Raw genomic sequence first — 16,473 nt, forward strand, 5'->3', positions numbered from 1 at the left:
TCTAAAATGATGGGGGAGTACTAATCCATATAACCTTTGCTGAAGTTTTACCAGGATTAGAAATAAAGTGATTTTCCCTAGGTTTAAAATAAAAGCTTTCGCCTTTTCTAACTTTGTATTTTCTGTCGCCTAAATGAAGAGTTATTATACCAGATAATACATATCCAAATTCCTCACCTTCATGAGGTTCTTCTTCTACATATCTTCCATCTGGATCAAGAGTTATCATAATAGGTTCCATTTCATTTTTTTGAGCATTAGGTATTAACCACATAAGGGAATACTTAAGCTCAGAGTCTTCTTTTTCAAACATATCATCTTTAGTGAAAGTAACTCTTTCTTGATTGTCTTCACTAAAAAACTCTGTAAGGTTAGTACCTAAGATTTCTAATATATCTATTAAAGTAGCTATAGATGGAGAAGTTAGATCATTTTCTAGTTGAGAAATAAATCCTTTAGAGAGTTCACATCTATTAGCTAATTCTTCTTGAGTTAATTGTTTCTCGATTCTTAATCGTCGTATTTTATCACCTATTTGCATATAAACACTCCTTTTAAGTTGTGAAATGTAAGTTTTACTAAACTGAAAGTTTAAGATTACTAAACAAACAAATATTATTATATAGTCAATAAATAAGTAAATCAAGATTTTTTTACCTCATAAGTTACAAATAACTATCAAAAATAAAATGCAATTGATAAAAAAGTTAAAATATGAGATATTATTAGTATCAAAGGAAATTATGGGTGATTATATGAAAAATAATTTATATAGGCGTGATGGGAAATTAATATACATTAAACAGCCGGAATTCAATGAATTAGAATATACCCAGAAATTGTGGAATGATGAAAAGACAATGGAGGATATAGGGGGCGTTTTTAATTTCCCTAAAGAAAAGTGGCAGCTATTTTATCAAAAAATGATTTATCCTTCTGATGGTAAGAACTTTTATTGTTTGATTTATAATATAGATAATGTACCTATTGGAGAAGTCAGTTTTCATGGATATGACTCTGCAACTAAGATAGCTAGGTTTAATATTAAAATAGAAGATAAATACAGAAGACAAGGATATGGAAAAGAAGCAATTAGATTGTTATTAGAGTATTATTTTTTAGAATTTGGTGGACAAATTATGATGGAAAAGGTATTAAATAGATATCCTGAAAGCATAGAGGATACCTTTGGTTTTGAAGTCATAAGGCAGCAAAAAGGAGAATTTACTTATAGAATTTCTAAAAGTTCTTTTTTAACTATATCTAAAAGCGAAAAGAAAAATGTATGTTGTGTAGTTTATGATGGTGTAGATTTTATGGAAATAGCATCAACCTTCGAACTATTTAATCTCTTAAATAAAGTAGCTGATAAAGAAATATTTGATTTATATACAGTAGGAGAGCGGACTGTCAAAGCTTCAAATGGAGTAGATATAATTCCAAGAAGAGGTATAGAGAATGAACTTTCTCCCGATATACTTATAATACCAGGGGGAAGCAGCTTTAATAATGTATTAAATGATTCAAAACTTTGCAGTTTCGTAAAAAATGAGTACAAGTCTTCGGATTTTATAATTGCTACTGGAGAGGGAATCTTACTTTTAGCTCAATGCGGATTAATTAAGGATCACACTATTGCAGCTCCTAATTTTATAGTTGATAAAGTTCAAGTATTATCGCCTTCAACTACTATAAGTGGAAAAAACTTTGTAGATAATGGGAGAATAGTTACAGCTAGAGGTGGGAAGAGCTCAATGGAAGGAACTTTTAAAATTATTAATGCTATAGTTGGAGAAGAGTTAACAGAAAAGTTATTAGAATATATAGAATAAAAAAAGCGACATAGTCGCTTTTTTATTTTTTAAATGTAGTTAAAATTATTGATAAGATGTCTTTAAAAATAACCATATTGTTTATAAGGCTATCTTTAGCAACGATAACATCAGCAGTAACATCAGTTGCTGCATCACTGATATCTTTAACATTGCCAGTTATATCAGCAATGTTAGTTGTTGTTTTATTTATGTTTTCCTTATTAGAAGTTAGGGTAGAGTTAATATTGTCTAATAAACTTGATAGTTTTTTAAAAGTTAGGGCTAAGTAACCTAAGGTTATAACAAGAGCTATTCCTATAATACCCCAAAATATATATCTTATATCAACGTACATCTTATTCCTCCAAGTTATCAGCTATTTCTTCAACTGCTTCTTTAACTTCTTCAATCTCCTTAGTAACTACATCAGCATTTTTCTTAGATTCTAGGTATGAAGCGATTTTTTCTTTAGCTTCTTTTACATTAGAAATAGTTTCTTCTTTTTTTTCTTTAGCTAAAGTAATTGTATCATTTACAGTGTTTTTTATATTTTCATTAGTTTTTTTATAAGCATCCTTAATGTCTTCTCTTGTTTCTTTACCAGACTTAGGAGCTAAAAGTAATCCGCCTAGAACTCCAAGAGCTATACCAGCAGTAGCACCTGCACTAATTTTCTTTGCAGATTCTATCTTCTTTCTCTTTAATTGTTCTCTTTTCTTTTTTTCTACTAAATCTCTTAATCCCATGTTTAGCACCTCCATTTTCTGAATTTATAGAATAATTATACTACATAGTACAAAAATGGACAAGTTAAATATGGATAGAGAAGAAGTTATATGTTTAATTAGTAAAAATAAGTGAATATTTGAAATAAATTTGTAGAAGTATTATTATAATATTACAATGTTATAATGTTGGAACATTACAATATTATAATATTATAATATTTTAAAAATAGGAGAAGAGTAATGAAGTTTGAATTAACCACACCTGCCTTATTATTTACAGCTATTTCATTGTTGATATCTGCATATACAACAAGATTTTTAAATTTAGCTCAGTTATTAAGAAGTTTAGATATTCAGTATAGAAAAGAAAAGGAGCCTAGATTTTTAAAGCAGATTAGAAATTTAAATAAAAGAATACAAATTATAAGATATACTCAAATTGCTGCTGCAATAAGTTTCTTTTTATGCGTATTATCAATGTTTAGTATATTTTTAGATAGATATTTACTGGGAGAAATAACCTTTGGAGTGTCCCTTATAGCTTTGCTTATTTCTTTAGGATTATCTATTTATGAAGTGCAGATATCTGTTAAAGCAATAAGTGTACAAATTGAAGATTTAGAAGATTGTTAATCTAGAGCTTAACTTATGATAAAGAATAGGAGAAAAATATGAAGTTAAAGGTAAATAAAAATAAAAGAGGTCTCCTGTTTTTAGAATTGTATATAAAAGAAGAGGAAAAAGATACCTTTATAAAGAGGCTTATTTTGGAGGGGAAGAAAAAAGATAAAAATAAATATCTACTTCCTCTCAAATACTTATATCCCTTGTTCAAAAATTCTAAAAATAGTGATGTAGAACTTGAAATGTCTTCAATTAAAGAATTTTTAGAGTTTAGTGATGAATATGAGGAAAATTATTATTATAAAGAGAAAGCTGATGCAATTTATATGAGGCTTTGGAGAGAAAATAATTGTCCATACATATATAAATATACCCTTGATTCAAGCAATAATCAGATTTCTAAGCAAATTTGTTTTCAAAAGTTAACTTAAAATATTCAACATTATTCGACTGGAAGAATATACTAAAATAGGAAGTTAAAAGGGGGTAATTATATGATACACTCAGGTACTAAGTTATCTCCACCATGGGTAACTCAAAGAAACAAAATTGCTTGTACCATTGGATTAGACCCTCAAGTGGAAGTTGGAGAACTTGAGGAAAGATCTTGTGAGAAATATGTTGTTAGGATTTTAGTTAATGATAATAAAAAAGCTAAAGCTATTGCCAATATGCTTGTTCCAGAGTATGTATACGGTGAAAGTAGATTAAAAATAAAGGTTTATGCACCTTGTGAAATAAGGGTTTATCCCAGAATTCATAAATTAAATGGGGAAGAGCTGTCAAAGCTTTTAACGGATGCATTAGGTGGAAACCCATTATATAGGGGATTTGTAATTACAGATGGGATAATTCCAAATGTGGTAGCAGAAACTGTTGGGCAAGTAGTTGGAATAATAAAGAAAGAGATAGTACAGTTTTTTAATGATGATATAACTGATTTATGCGGTAATTATAATGAGGTTGCATCGAAAGTTTTTAATAGCATAATTAGAAGAGATTATAACCCTGCTACATTATCTTTTACAACAGAAGATAGGGAATGTTTGATTGGACTTAGTTCAAGAAAATAAACAAGGAGACTGAATTTTAATCAGTCTCCTTGTTTTTTATTTTAAGTAGTTGCAGGTTTTGTTGGATTATTAGTTGTTGGTGTATCATTTTTCTCTGTATCGTCATCATCTTTTTTGTCATCGTTTTTTTTATCATTATCTTTTTTATCATCAGATGGTTTGTAATCATCTTGTTCTGTAGGAAGAGCATACTGGGCATCTGCGCCTGTAGCACCTTTAATAAATACTCTTTCCTCAATTAAGTTTGCAGGAGTACTTGAGGTTGCAAGCTTTCCATTAAGCTTATTAACCTTAGCTGTAACGTGAATATCGCAGGTTTCAGTAGGTGCCGAGCCATCTATAACCCATTCACTAACAACCTTACTTCCTCTAGGATCATTTTTACAAGCTTCAGTTGCAAGCTTTCCTGTTAGAGAACACAAAGACATTTTAGTCATTCCTGAAGGTTGAGTTATGTCCTTAACTTCCAAACCTTCATGAGCCTTTGCCATTATTTTTGCCCATAAGCCTGCTACGTTATTACTTCCGCCACTAAGTTTTTCAGGTTGATCATAACCTACCCAAACAGCTCCAGATAAGTAGGGGGTTAAACCTGCAAACCATAGATTGGTACTGCTTGTAGTGGTACCTGTTTTACCTTGAACTGGCATCGAGCCCCACTTAGCACTTGGACCAGTGTAATTAATTGGCTCTTTAAGCAAATCATAAGTTATATATGCTGCTTGAGCAGAAAGTATTGTTTTAGTTTTTGGAGTTTTAGTTAATATGGTTTTTCCTGTTGCATCTACAACCTTAGTGTATAGTGCACCTTCTGTATAAATACCACTATTACCAAAAGTTCCATAAGCTTGAGCTAATATAAATGGATTACCACCATCTGGATTTTTAGGATCACTAGTGAATTCGCCAAGAGCTAATGTAGCAATTCCTTTAGATTCATTAGAATAAACAAGACCAAATTGTTCACCATAAGCTAAGCCATTTTTTAAACCTATTTTATCTTCAACTTGCACTGCAACAACGTTTTTAGATTTTCCTAAGCCTAATCTTAATGGGATTAGGCCGCTATATCCATCTGAGTTTTGAGGATTATAAGGTACTCCATTATTTTTATATTTGTTTTGGAACTCTGTAGGTAGTGGAGCATCATTGAATCCTGTTGCAGCATTAACCATTTTTAAATCTATAGCAGGAGCGTATACAGTTAAAGGTTTAGTAGATGAACCTATAGGTTTTAATATGCTGTAAGCTCTGTTTAAAGAGTTAGCATCCTGTTCTCCTCTTCCTCCTATCATAGCTTTAACTTGACCGCTTCTATAGTCCATGATTACCGCTGAAGCTTGAAGTGTATAAACTCCTTTATCATTTTTTTCAGCAGATTTACCGAAAATACCCAAGTTGGTTTCGTTGTCTAAAACACTTTGAGCATGATCTTGAAGAGATCTATCCATGGTAGTGTATATTTTTAAACCACCATTTACTAACATCTTTGATATTTCAGCATCGCTTAATTTTAATTGTTCTTTTAAGTCTTTTTTAACTTGAGCGATAGCTGGATTAACAAACCATTCGTAATTTAACTTATAAGATATCTTTTGAGTTTTAAATTCATAAGCATCTCTCTGTTTTTCATCTAGAGTACTAATAGCTTGGTTATATTCTTCCTCTGATATTTTACCTAGATCCTTCATTTTTGATAAAACGGTTTTAGTTCTATTTATGAAAGGAGTAGGGTCAGTTTGCATTTTTTCTGTGTATGCGCTGTAATAAGATGGAGCTTGAGTAATTCCAGCTATATAAGCACTTTGTATTAAATTAAGTTCTAAAGCTGGTTTTCCAAAGTAGTACATAGAAGCCGCTTCAACTCCGTATAACTTACCACCTAAAGGAATGGTATTAAGGTATGCTTCTAAGATTTGATCTTTTTGAAGTATCTTTTCTAACTTAGTAGCAAGGTACATTTCTGTTAATTTTCTTTCCATAGTAACATCGTTAGTTAAGATAGTATTTTTTAAAAGCTGCTGGGTTAAAGTGGATGCACCATGCAGACCAGATTTTCCAGTTAACTTATTTTTAACATCAGTAAAAGCAGCCCCTGCGATTCTTCTTAAATCTATACCCATATGGTCATAAAATCTCTCATCTTCTATAGACACATAGGCATTTTTCAAATAATCAGACATATTATTAAGTGAGACCACGTAACGCTCTTCTTCGGTGTGTACAGTATCGATAAGCTGTTCATTGCTATCATATATGGCAGAAGGTTCACTTAAACTTAAAACTGAATTTACGTCTAATTCTGGTGCACTTTTAATTATTGCATAAGCGTATCCACAGGCGACTATAATTCCAGTTAATATAATAAATCCAATAGATAATGCAATTGTTTTAAATACTTTTCGGGATTTCTTTTTTTTCTTGGATTTATTTTTAGGTTTTGTATTTTCTTTATTGTTATTGTTCATTCTTTCCTCCTAAAACACATGAAAATGAATTAATCATCATTTAGTAATCATTATAACATAAAAAATGTTAATAATAAAATTGAGAGGTTGCATATGAAATATTATACTAAAAAAACATCAACTAATAAACGAATATTAGTATTTTTATCTATAATTATTAGCTTGTTAATATTATTTATATACATGTTAGATAAAATAATATTGTCAACCCTCATGGTTGTAGCAGATGGAGAGATGAGAACAAGAGCTATTGAAGTCATAGATCGAAACATTTTAGACTTATATGATAAAGAATTTAATTATGATGATATTATGAAAATAGAAAAGGATGGGCAAGGAAATATTACCATGATTAGAGCCGATACTATAAAACTAAACTCTTTAGCAGCTAAGGTTTCTTTAGAATCTCAAAATAAGTTAAGAGAGATGGGTGCTGTTGGGATAAAGATACCTATAGGATATATAAGTAAAAATGTTATATTATCTAATTTAGGACCATCAGTTAAAGTTAGAATGTTGCCTATAGGAAGTGTAAAGACAAATTATATATCTGAGTTTGAGTCAGCTGGAATTAACCAAACGCGGCATAAGATTTACCTGGAGGTTGAAACTTCAATAAAAGTTATAATTGCAACAAAAAGTGATGAAGTACAGATAAAGAACACCATACCAGTTGCTGAAACTATAATAGTGGGAAAAGTACCTACAACTAATTTAGACTTTGGAAAATAAAATTAAGGTTGAAGATATATATGGTTATCTTCAACCTTAATAAGTTTAACTAGATTTTTACAATGTTACGCAAGGAGGTTAATTTTATAAATTAAATATAGGATTAATTATGAAGTGTGTAAATATCACTAAACTTTATATACCCACTATTTATGAGAACCTCGTTTACGTTGTTTCTATCAACAGTAACTGGTGTTAGAAGTATTGAGGGGACATTTTTTTCACCATTATATACAGTGGGGTATATGTTTAGAATTTTATTGCTAGCTAAATTTATAGCTATATCAATAGCAGTTTGAGCTTCTTTTCTAAAATCTGTGAAAACAGTCATAGCTTGTGTTCCATTGAGTATCCTTTTTACAGTATCAAGCTCTGCATCATGTCCAGTTACTAAAACCTTACCAGCAAGACCTTCTTCCTCTAAGGCTTTAATTGAAGCTCCAGCCATGGCGTCATTTGGAGCTAAAATAGCAACAATATTATTGTTTTCAAGAAGAGAATTTTTCACGACATTATAAGTAACTTCAGTATTATAGGCATTAATTGATGCGTCAGTAACGATTTTTATATTACCTATAGCCTGCAAAGGACGAATATAAACCATTGCCCCTTCTTTTAATAATATTGAATTAGCATCATCATTTCCTCCAGATAAAAAAATGTAATTACCACGAGGAGCCCTAGTTGTAAGATATCTCCCTTGAAGCTCACCTATGCTAAGAGAACTATAGGTTACAAAAAAATCAACATCACTATTTAAAATCATTCTGTCATATGCAACTACTTTAACACCTGCCTTTTTAACTTTTTCAACAATAGTAGAAGCTTCTTCTGAATTCACAGGAGCAATGATTAAAACATCTATGTTTTTTAATAAAAGTGCGTCAATTTCTGTGCTTTGCTGACTTGTAGAGCTGGAGGTTTCACAGTAAGTTAATATTGCATTTTGTTTTTTTGCATAATCTTCAAGTAGCCTACCATCTTCAGGCCATCTGATTTCTCCGCCACCTACAGGTAAGGATATACCAATATTTATTTCTTTTCTATATATTAATAAATTCTTATCATATTGAACCTTCATATAAAAATTTTCTGGTAAGTTTATAAACATTTATATCACCTCAGTTTTGCAAGGAGTAAATATCGTGTAGAGTAATATACCCGCTATTTAGAAGAACCTCTTGTATATTATTTCTATCAACAACTATTGGTACCAGCAATAATGAAGGAACTTCTTTTTTTCCATTATTAATTTCTATATAAATACTTAATGGTAGATTATTAGCTAATTTTATTGCAATATCAATTGCAGCTTCTGCCTCTTTTCTGAAGTCAGTAAAAATAGTCATAGATTGTGTTCCATCAAGAATTCTTTTAAGAGCCGATGGTTCTGCATCTAGTCCAGTAACAAGAACCTTTCCAGCAAGATTTTGTTCCTTTAGTGCCTTTATTGATGCACCTGCAAAAGCATCGTTTGGGGATAAGATTGCAACAATATTATTGTTATTTGCTACTAGGGATTTTTTCACAACATCATAAGCTACATCAGGATTCCAATCTTTAATAAATTCATCAGTAACTACTTTTATTCTCCCAATAGCTTCTAAAGGTTTAATATAAATCATAGCCCCATCTTTATATAATATTGAGTTAGAATCAGTGGGATCACCAGCAAGTACAATGTAATTGCCAGTAGGAGCTCTTTGAGTTAGATATCTACCTTGTAGTTCCCCTATATTTAGCGCATTAAATGATACAAAAAAGTCAATATCAGCATTAAAAATAAATCTATCATAAGCAACAACAGGAATATTATACGCTTTAACTTTATCAACTATTATTGAAGCTTCCTCTGAATTTACTGGAGCTATGATTAACACATCTATTCCTTGTGCTAGAAGTTTTTCAACTTCTGCTAACTGGTCCGAGGTAGTTATAGTAAGCTCTGAAAATTTTAATACTGCATTTCTTCTTCTTGCATAATCTTTAAGAAAGTTGCTGTCAGATGGCCATCTCTCTTCACCACCACCTAAAGGCAGGGATATACCTATAATTGTCTCTTTTCTATTAAAAACTAAGTTTTCATCATATTTAACTTGAACATTAAATGACTCTGGCATGGATATAAACATTAGATCACCTAAAAAAATAATATATATTATAATATTCATATAAAAGAAAAGGTATCACAAACTAAGTTTGTGATACCTAAATATGTATGTATTATTCCCAGTTAAATACGTAAGGAACATTTCTATAGTAATTGCCATAATCTAATCCGAAGCCAACTACAAAAACATCTTCAATTTCAAAACATCTATAGTCAGGGTTTATATCAACCTTTCTTCTTGAAGGTTTATCTAATAAAACACACGATTTTACTGATTTTGCTCCTAATGATTTAACATGGTTAACTATAAACTCCATTGTGTATCCTGTATCTACTATATCATCAACTATTAAAACATCATATCCCTCAATGTTATCAGGAATATCGTTAATAACCTTTACTTTACCTGTAGATTCTTCTGCGTGACCATAGCTTGATGTAGTCATAAAACCAACTTTAGTTTTAACATCTAAAGCTCTCACTAAATCAGCTGAAAATATAAAGCTTCCTCTTAAAAGTGATAGAACATATAGATTTTTATCTTTATATTCTTCTGAAAGCTCTTTTCCTAATTCCTTAATTCTTACGGAAATTTGTTCCTCTGAAATAAGTATATTTCTTTTTTTATCTTCCATGGTATCCTCCAACAATTAATATAGAATATTTAAAAATACTAAAATCATAATATCCATATTAACAATTTTTTTGCTATATTTCAACACCTACTATAATTTCATTCAAAATAGACAAACTAATATAGTTTACATCTACTATTATATAGTTTAAAATTACATTGAAAGTTTTAGCAATTAAAGAAAATGAGGTGAAATTTTATGATTTATGGAAATATTGAAGGAATTAAAAACTCTTATTTAAAAGAGTTAGAAGAAATATATAAATTAAAAGTTTTAAAGTATGAATATTGCTCTATGGAAATAATTGATACAATCTCAAGATTGACATCATTAGTTGAAAGAGAAATATCTGTAGGAATAGATAGAAGAGGAAACATAGTTTCAGTTGCAGTAGGTGACTCAAACTCGGTAGAACTTCCTATTATAGATATAAGTGAGAAGAAGTTAGCAGGAGTTAGAATAGTTCATACTCATCCTAATGGAAACTCACACTTGTCTGCACTTGATGTAACTGCACTTTTAAAACTTAAACTAGATGCACTAGTTGCAGTTGGCGTAGTTGATGGTACTCCTAAAGAGGTATCTATAGGTTTTTGTGCAGTAGAGAATGATATTTTAATAGTTGAAACCATGTTAGGGTTAAACTTAAATGAAAGTTTTGACTTTAATATAGGAGAGAAAATTCAGAACTTAGAAACTGCACTAAAGAGAAGTAATGTTGAAGAAGACTTAGCAGAAAGAGCTATACTTGTTGGTACAGATACAGAAGAAAGTTTAAATGAACTAGGTGAACTTGCTAAAGCTTGTGATATAACTGTCTTAAACAAGGTATTTCAAAATAGAGCAAAGATAGATGCAGCTTTGTTTATAGGAAGTGGGAAAGTTTCAGAAATTGCTAATCTTAAACAGACTTTAAGAGCAAACTTGATAATCTTTGATGAAGAACTATCTGGTTCTCAAGTTAGAAACTTAGAAGAAGCTATAGGTACTAAAGTAATAGATAGAACTACTTTAATACTTGAGATATTTGCAAGAAGAGCTAAAACTAGAGAAGCAAGAATTCAAGTAGAACTTGCACAACTTAAGTATAGAGCATCTAGACTATCAGGACTTGGAACCATACTATCTAGAACTGGTGGTGGAATAGGTACTAGAGGACCTGGAGAAAAGAAACTTGAAACTGATAGAAGACATATAAAAGAAAGAATTTATGACTTAGGTGATGAACTTAAAAAGATAAAGAAAAATAGAGAAGTTCAAAGAGAAAGAAGAGGAAAACAAAGTATACCTCAAGTTTCACTAGTTGGTTATACTAATGCAGGGAAGTCAACACTTAGAAACACTTTGTGCGACATGGTATCAATAGGTGAAGGAAATAAAAAAGAAAAAGTATTTGAAGCTAACATGTTGTTTGCAACTTTAGATACTACAACTAGAGCTATAAACCTACTTGATAACAGACTAATAACTTTAACTGACACAGTTGGGTTTGTAAGAAAACTTCCTCATGAACTAGTTGAAGCTTTTAAGTCAACCTTAGAAGAAGTTATCTACTCTGACATGTTACTTCACGTAGTTGATGCAGCTTCAGATACAGCTAGAGAACAGATTAAAGCAGTTGAAGAAGTTTTAGCTGAACTTGGTGCAAGAGATAAAGATGGTTTCTTGGTACTAAACAAGATAGACTTAGCAAATGAAGAAGCTCTTTCTGAACTAAGAGATGAGTTCTCAAACTATGAAATCATTGAGATATCTGCAAAACAAAAGATAAACTTAGATAAACTTCTATTAAAGATTGGGGATAAGTTACCTAACAAACTCAAACTTGCAGAGTTTATCATACCTTACGACCAAGGTGGTATAGTTTCATATCTTCACAACAACAGCAATGTACTTGAAGAAGATTATAAAGAAGAAGGAACTTACATCAAAGCAGAAGTAGATGATGAAGCTTACAACAAGTATAGCGAACTTATCTTAAAATAATTAAATTATCCTTCCTGTATAAATGGTTTAAATTAGAATAAACTATGATGCAGGAGGGATTTTTTATGGAGAAAATATGTCCTATATGTAACAAGATAATAAGTAGTACGATAAAGTGTGGGAAATGTGGAGGTTTAATGAATGACATTGGGAGAGAACAGGAATATAGAGATCCCTATGGAAATAAGCAAGAGATAGAGTATATAAACTCTTGTTGTGTACACATATTTCACTGTGATAATTGTGGAGAAGAAGCAGAAAAAAGTATACAAGATTTGTACATATGATATATAATAAGCTTAAAATATTGGGGTGAGTTATATGAATACAAAGATTGTGGAATACCAGAAGGCTTTTTCAAGTATAAAAGAAGATTTAGAAAAAAATAAACATGTATTAGCAGTGTTAGCCTATGGCTCAATGGTAAGCGGCGATCTATGGGAAGGGTCTAATATAGATTTATTAGTTGTTATTGATAACTTAATCAATGATATAAAGGATATTAATTTAACTTTAAATGAAGTGCCTATTCATTTAAAACTTATATCTAAAAATAACTTAATGAATAATTCAAATAAGAAGATAGATCAGATATTAATAACTTCAAGACTTATAATATGTAATGATTTATCCATAAGAAAAATACATGATGAACTTAGATATGTTCCAGATATAGAAAAAGAAAAAATGAATCTGGTTTATCTAGGAGAAACATTAAAATCTATAAATGTACTTAATAAGTATTTATATAATAATAGAAGATATACAGCCTTTGAACTGTCTTTAAAGGCTATGGAGTCCTTTGCCAAGCTGTACATAAACAATAATGGATATTTAGTAAGTAAAGACTCTATAAACATGGTTATAAGTTTAAATGATTCTTTTAAAGAAATAGTAGACAAGATTTTCTTTGAGCAGGTTAATAAAGAAGAAGCAATTAAAGAAATGATTACGTACATAAAAAACTATCTAAATGTGAATTTAAAACAGTCTTCAAGGATTTTAATAGATTATATAAAAGATAAGGATAACTGGGTTACTCCTCAGCTTTTAAGGGAAGAAGAGTTATTCAAAGGTCTATATATAAATATGGAAGTTATATTAAATGAGTTATATAAAAACAAGATTTTAAATAGAAGAATTTTAGAACAAAGTTTAAATGGTTTTAGATATAAGGAAAATGTATATTATTATAACAACATTTAGTTAGTTGAGAACTGAAATTTGAGAGTTGACAATTAATTGAGAAATTCAGCTTTGCTGAATTTTTTCACTGTAATTTATAGAGTATTAACTCTCAACTAAAAAGTGGAGGAGAAATGAAAAAGTTCTTAGTTGAGTTTGATGAAGATATCTCTAAGTATATACAAATCTCTGAACATATAAAAAAGTTAATAGATTTTGGGAAGATAAAAGATGGAACTAAACTGCCTACCATAAGAGAACTTTCTAATTTTCTTGAAGTGAATAATGTAACTATAGTAAATGCTTATAAAAAACTTCAAGCTGATGGCTACGCTATTATGAAAATAGGAAGTGGAACCTATGCTAGAAAAAAAGAGGCAATTAAGAGTTTTCAAAAAGAATATAATAAAACTTTCAAACTGTTAAATGCAGGTTCATTAAGAGAGTATATAGATTTTACAGGGGAGACTACATCATCTTCCTTTTTTCCAGTTAAGGATTTACAAATGGTTATAAATGAGGTTTTTGATAGAGATGGAGCTGAGGCTTTATTATATCAAGATGTTTTGGGTTATGATAAACTTAGAGAAGAAATAAGTAAAAACTTTTGGAGTGGCAGGGTTAAAAAAGAAGACATACTTATAGTTTCTGGAGCCCAGCAAGGAATAGATATAGCTTCAAAGGCTATCTTAAATGTAAATGACAAGGTAGTTGTTGAGAACCCAACCTATGGAGGAGCTCTTTCTGTATTTAGATGGAAAAGAGCAGAAGTTATAGAAGTTCCAATTGAGAAAGATGGAATGGATTTAGAGAAACTAGAAAAGATACTGAAAAAAGAAAAAATAAAATTCATGTATATAATGAGTTATTTTCAGAATCCAACAGGAATTAGTTACTCAAATGAAAAAAAACTAAAACTTATAGAATTGTCTAATATTTATGACTTTTACATATTAGAGGATGACTATTTATCAGAACTAATTTATGATGATAATTTGCAATATAAACCATTAAAGGCGTATGATATTTATGATAGAGTAATATATATTAAGAGTTTCTCAAAGATTTTTATGCCAGGAATAAGAATAGGGTATGTAATAGCACCAGAAAAGTTTAAAGAAAGTATGTATATCTCTAAAATAAATACAGATATATCTACCTCATCTTTAATGCAAAGGGCCTTGGAGCGTTACATAGTGCATAACTATTGGAAAAGGCATATAGAATATTTAAATGGAGAGTATAAGTCTAGATATTTACATATGAAAAGTATATTAGATGAGAAATTCAAAGATATAGTTGAGTACATAGATCCAAAAGGGGGATTAAACTTTTTCTTAAAGGTTTTAGAAAAAGATTCTCCAAGTTCACGAAAGCTTTTTTCTATACTTAAGAAAGAAAAGATACTAATATCGCCAGGAGCCTTATTTTATAAAAAAGAAGTAGATGGGGACGATTTTTTTAGAATAGGTTTCTCTCAAACAACCCACGATAAAATAGATGAGGGAATGGAGAAAATATTAAAAGAATTACAGCAATAGGGGGAAAAGCATGTCTTATTTAACAATTAAAAGACAATCAAAGGATGATTTTGAAGAAAAGAAATCTCAATTTATAGGTCACATAAAAAGAGTTGAAACAGAAGAAGAAGCAAAAGCATTTGTGCAGGAAATAAAGGGTCAGCACAAAATGGCTACACATAACTGCTGGGCTTATGTAATAGGAGAAAATATGAATATTCAAAGATATTCTGATGATGGTGAACCTCAAGGAACAGCAGGAATACCTATTTTAGAGGTAATTAAAAAAACAGGCATAGTAGATTGTGCTATAGTGGTTACCAGGTATTTTGGAGGTGTATTATTAGGGGCAGGGGGATTAACAAGAGCCTATACTAAAGGTGCTTCCATAGCAATAAAGGCTGGAGGAATGGTAGAAAAAGTTAAGGGTGTTCCCTTAACTATAGATATAAATTATGATTTAATAGGTAAAATTCAATATATATGTGGAGAAAATAACTGGAATATAGAAGATTCAGAGTATGGAGAAAATGTAAAAGTTCATCTGCTATTAGAATTAGAAGAAGCAGAAAAAGCCATACAAGAAATAACTGAAGCAACTAATGGGAAAGCAGTTATCAAAAAGGGTGATGAAGGAATATTCTTTAAAGAAGAATATAGACTTTTGAAAAGTTTAGAATAGATATATGGCTAAATTACCCACTTCAAGTTGCAGATGGAATTTATGCTATGTTATAATGGTTTAGGATATTGACCTTAAGGGTTAACATATAAGGGAACAAAGTTAGGAGGAAATATAATGTCAGGACATTCAAAGTGGCATAATATACAAGCTAAAAAAGGCAAAACAGATGCTAAAAGAGGAAAAATATTCACAAAGATAGGTAAAGAAATAGCTGTTAGCGTTAAAAATGGTGGAGCTAATCCAGAAACTAATGCTAGACTAAGAGATGCTGTAGCAAAAGCAAAAGCAGAGAATATGCCTAGTGATAATATACAAAGAGCTATTAAAAAAGCTTCAGGAGAACTTGGTTCAGTAAACTATGAAACAATAGTTTATGAAGGATATGGTCCATCAGGAGTAGCTGTTATAGTTGAAACTCTAACAGATAACAAAAATAGATCTGCTGGTAATGTAAGAAGTGCCTTTACAAAAGGTGGCGGAAACATGGGAGCAAGCGGATGTGTTGGATTCATGTTCCAAGAAAAAGGTGAAATAGTTATAGAAAAAGAAGACAAAGATGAAGATGAAATCATGATGTTAGCTTTAGACTCAGGAGCTGAAGATTTTTCATCGGAAGAGGAAGTTTTCGTAATAACAACTGCACCAGATGACTTTAGTACAGTTAGAGAAGCCTTAGAAGCAGAAGGTTTAGAATTCTTAGAAGCATCTGTAAAAATGATACCAGATACATATACAGCAATTAATGAAGATGATGCTAAGAAGTTCCAAAAGATGCTTGACTTACTTGAAGATGACGATGATGTTCAAGAGGTTTACCACAATGCAGAGTTCCCAGATGGATGGGAAGGGTAAGACTAATTTAAATATAATCACTCTAAAGGTTGTATGAAACAACTGGAGGAGTGATTTTTTT

The 16,473-nt window shown here is 30.5% G+C and carries 18 protein-coding genes; 11 read left to right on the forward strand and 7 right to left on the reverse strand.

Annotation, left to right across the window (positions count from 1 at the left end; all coding sequences use genetic code 11):
- Position 1: 1 nt before the first annotated feature.
- Positions 2-541, reverse strand: coding sequence for a helix-turn-helix domain-containing protein (locus tag B3N22_RS10765; protein WP_021801263.1), 540 nt, complete (start codon positions 539-541; stop codon positions 2-4).
- 214 nt (positions 542-755) lie between these two features.
- Here B3N22_RS10765 and B3N22_RS10770 point away from each other — a divergent pair, with 214 nt between their 5' ends.
- The gene (locus tag B3N22_RS10770; protein WP_286906974.1) at positions 756-1,832 is read left to right on the forward strand and encodes a GNAT family N-acetyltransferase; all 1,077 of its coding nucleotides are present in this window, start codon (positions 756-758) and stop codon (positions 1,830-1,832) included.
- A 22-nt stretch (positions 1,833-1,854) separates the two neighbouring features.
- Here B3N22_RS10770 and B3N22_RS10775 read toward each other — a convergent pair whose 3' ends face one another.
- Positions 1,855-2,169: a DUF948 domain-containing protein gene (locus tag B3N22_RS10775; RefSeq protein WP_238902380.1), complete on the reverse strand. Its 315-nt coding sequence runs from the start codon at positions 2,167-2,169 to the stop codon at positions 1,855-1,857.
- 1 nt (position 2,170) lies between these two features.
- Positions 2,171-2,560 (reverse strand): YtxH domain-containing protein, encoded by a 390-nt coding sequence (locus B3N22_RS10780; RefSeq protein ID WP_286906976.1) that lies wholly within the window; start codon positions 2,558-2,560, stop codon positions 2,171-2,173.
- A gap of 222 nt (positions 2,561-2,782) precedes the next feature.
- Between B3N22_RS10780 and B3N22_RS10785 the strand changes: the two genes are divergently transcribed.
- The 3 genes from B3N22_RS10785 to B3N22_RS10795 all read left to right on the forward strand — a co-directional run bounded on the left by B3N22_RS10785 (position 2,783) and on the right by B3N22_RS10795 (position 4,239).
- Positions 2,783-3,175, forward strand: a complete 393-nt coding sequence (locus tag B3N22_RS10785; protein ID WP_073020023.1) for a DUF2721 domain-containing protein — start codon at positions 2,783-2,785, stop codon at positions 3,173-3,175.
- A 38-nt stretch (positions 3,176-3,213) separates the two neighbouring features.
- Complete coding sequence (locus B3N22_RS10790) at positions 3,214-3,597, forward strand: hypothetical protein (protein WP_073020022.1); 384 nt, start codon at positions 3,214-3,216, stop codon at positions 3,595-3,597.
- Positions 3,598-3,660: 63 nt separating this feature from the next.
- Complete coding sequence (locus tag B3N22_RS10795; RefSeq protein ID WP_073020021.1) at positions 3,661-4,239, forward strand: hypothetical protein; 579 nt, start codon at positions 3,661-3,663, stop codon at positions 4,237-4,239.
- A gap of 41 nt (positions 4,240-4,280) precedes the next feature.
- On the opposite strand, the gene B3N22_RS10800 is transcribed toward B3N22_RS10795, so the two are convergent.
- A complete protein-coding gene (locus B3N22_RS10800) occupies positions 4,281-6,707 on the reverse strand; it encodes a transglycosylase domain-containing protein (RefSeq protein ID WP_286906980.1) in 2,427 nt (808 codons plus the stop codon).
- Between the two features lie 93 nt (positions 6,708-6,800).
- On the opposite strand from B3N22_RS10800, the gene yunB reads away from it, so the two are divergent.
- A complete protein-coding gene (gene yunB / locus B3N22_RS10805; RefSeq protein WP_073020019.1) occupies positions 6,801-7,439 on the forward strand; it encodes a sporulation protein YunB in 639 nt (212 codons plus the stop codon).
- 103 nt (positions 7,440-7,542) lie between these two features.
- Here yunB and B3N22_RS10810 read toward each other — a convergent pair whose 3' ends face one another.
- The 3 genes from B3N22_RS10810 to hpt all read right to left on the reverse strand — a co-directional run bounded on the left by B3N22_RS10810 (position 7,543) and on the right by hpt (position 10,184).
- Positions 7,543-8,550: a sugar ABC transporter substrate-binding protein gene (locus tag B3N22_RS10810; RefSeq protein ID WP_286906983.1), complete on the reverse strand. Its 1,008-nt coding sequence runs from the start codon at positions 8,548-8,550 to the stop codon at positions 7,543-7,545.
- Positions 8,551-8,560: 10 nt separating this feature from the next.
- The gene (locus tag B3N22_RS10815) at positions 8,561-9,571 is read right to left on the reverse strand and encodes a sugar ABC transporter substrate-binding protein (RefSeq protein WP_286906985.1); all 1,011 of its coding nucleotides are present in this window, start codon (positions 9,569-9,571) and stop codon (positions 8,561-8,563) included.
- Between the two features lie 91 nt (positions 9,572-9,662).
- Positions 9,663-10,184, reverse strand: a complete 522-nt coding sequence (gene hpt / locus B3N22_RS10820) for a hypoxanthine phosphoribosyltransferase (RefSeq protein WP_021801272.1) — start codon at positions 10,182-10,184, stop codon at positions 9,663-9,665.
- A 198-nt stretch (positions 10,185-10,382) separates the two neighbouring features.
- On the opposite strand from hpt, the gene hflX reads away from it, so the two are divergent.
- The 6 genes from hflX to B3N22_RS10850 all read left to right on the forward strand — a co-directional run bounded on the left by hflX (position 10,383) and on the right by B3N22_RS10850 (position 16,412).
- A complete protein-coding gene (gene hflX / locus B3N22_RS10825; RefSeq protein WP_286906986.1) occupies positions 10,383-12,170 on the forward strand; it encodes a GTPase HflX in 1,788 nt (595 codons plus the stop codon).
- Positions 12,171-12,235: 65 nt separating this feature from the next.
- On the forward strand, positions 12,236-12,457 hold the full coding sequence (locus B3N22_RS10830; RefSeq protein WP_073020015.1) for a hypothetical protein: 222 nt from the start codon (positions 12,236-12,238) through the stop codon (positions 12,455-12,457).
- 34 nt (positions 12,458-12,491) lie between these two features.
- On the forward strand, positions 12,492-13,376 hold the full coding sequence (locus B3N22_RS10835; protein ID WP_286906988.1) for a nucleotidyltransferase domain-containing protein: 885 nt from the start codon (positions 12,492-12,494) through the stop codon (positions 13,374-13,376).
- 113 nt (positions 13,377-13,489) lie between these two features.
- Entirely contained in the window at positions 13,490-14,896 is a 1,407-nt protein-coding gene (gene pdxR / locus B3N22_RS10840) for a MocR-like pyridoxine biosynthesis transcription factor PdxR (protein ID WP_286906990.1), read from the forward strand.
- Between the two features lie 10 nt (positions 14,897-14,906).
- On the forward strand, positions 14,907-15,557 hold the full coding sequence (locus tag B3N22_RS10845; RefSeq protein WP_286906992.1) for a YigZ family protein: 651 nt from the start codon (positions 14,907-14,909) through the stop codon (positions 15,555-15,557).
- 117 nt (positions 15,558-15,674) lie between these two features.
- Positions 15,675-16,412 carry a YebC/PmpR family DNA-binding transcriptional regulator gene (locus B3N22_RS10850; RefSeq protein ID WP_286906994.1) on the forward strand — a complete coding sequence of 246 codons (738 nt, stop codon included), beginning with the start codon at positions 15,675-15,677 and terminating at the stop codon, positions 16,410-16,412.
- Positions 16,413-16,473: the final 61 nt, after the last annotated feature.

The sequence above is a fragment of the Clostridium sp. UBA1652 genome (assembly GCF_002320975.1).
In the GTDB taxonomy this organism is placed as follows: domain Bacteria; phylum Bacillota; class Clostridia; order Clostridiales; family Clostridiaceae; genus Clostridium_T; species Clostridium_T intestinale.

Bases quoted from the DNA above. Each gene is read 5' to 3' on its own strand.
- B3N22_RS10765 (WP_021801263.1), bottom strand. From the start codon at position 541: ATGCAAATAGGTGATAAAATACGACGATTAAGAATCGAGAAACAATTA.
- B3N22_RS10770 (WP_286906974.1), top strand. From the start codon at position 756: ATGAAAAATAATTTATATAGGCGTGATGGGAAATTAATATACATTAAA.
- B3N22_RS10775 (WP_238902380.1), bottom strand. From the start codon at position 2,169: ATGTACGTTGATATAAGATATATATTTTGGGGTATTATAGGAATAGCT.
- B3N22_RS10780 (WP_286906976.1), bottom strand. From the start codon at position 2,560: ATGGGATTAAGAGATTTAGTAGAAAAAAAGAAAAGAGAACAATTAAAG.
- B3N22_RS10785 (WP_073020023.1), top strand. From the start codon at position 2,783: ATGAAGTTTGAATTAACCACACCTGCCTTATTATTTACAGCTATTTCA.
- B3N22_RS10790 (WP_073020022.1), top strand. From the start codon at position 3,214: ATGAAGTTAAAGGTAAATAAAAATAAAAGAGGTCTCCTGTTTTTAGAA.
- B3N22_RS10795 (WP_073020021.1), top strand. From the start codon at position 3,661: ATGATACACTCAGGTACTAAGTTATCTCCACCATGGGTAACTCAAAGA.
- B3N22_RS10800 (WP_286906980.1), bottom strand. From the start codon at position 6,707: ATGAACAATAACAATAAAGAAAATACAAAACCTAAAAATAAATCCAAG.
- yunB (WP_073020019.1), top strand. From the start codon at position 6,801: ATGAAATATTATACTAAAAAAACATCAACTAATAAACGAATATTAGTA.
- B3N22_RS10810 (WP_286906983.1), bottom strand. From the start codon at position 8,550: ATGTTTATAAACTTACCAGAAAATTTTTATATGAAGGTTCAATATGAT.
- B3N22_RS10815 (WP_286906985.1), bottom strand. From the start codon at position 9,571: ATGTTTATATCCATGCCAGAGTCATTTAATGTTCAAGTTAAATATGAT.
- hpt (WP_021801272.1), bottom strand. From the start codon at position 10,184: ATGGAAGATAAAAAAAGAAATATACTTATTTCAGAGGAACAAATTTCC.
- hflX (WP_286906986.1), top strand. From the start codon at position 10,383: ATGATTTATGGAAATATTGAAGGAATTAAAAACTCTTATTTAAAAGAG.
- B3N22_RS10830 (WP_073020015.1), top strand. From the start codon at position 12,236: ATGGAGAAAATATGTCCTATATGTAACAAGATAATAAGTAGTACGATA.
- B3N22_RS10835 (WP_286906988.1), top strand. From the start codon at position 12,492: ATGAATACAAAGATTGTGGAATACCAGAAGGCTTTTTCAAGTATAAAA.
- pdxR (WP_286906990.1), top strand. From the start codon at position 13,490: ATGAAAAAGTTCTTAGTTGAGTTTGATGAAGATATCTCTAAGTATATA.
- B3N22_RS10845 (WP_286906992.1), top strand. From the start codon at position 14,907: ATGTCTTATTTAACAATTAAAAGACAATCAAAGGATGATTTTGAAGAA.
- B3N22_RS10850 (WP_286906994.1), top strand. From the start codon at position 15,675: ATGTCAGGACATTCAAAGTGGCATAATATACAAGCTAAAAAAGGCAAA.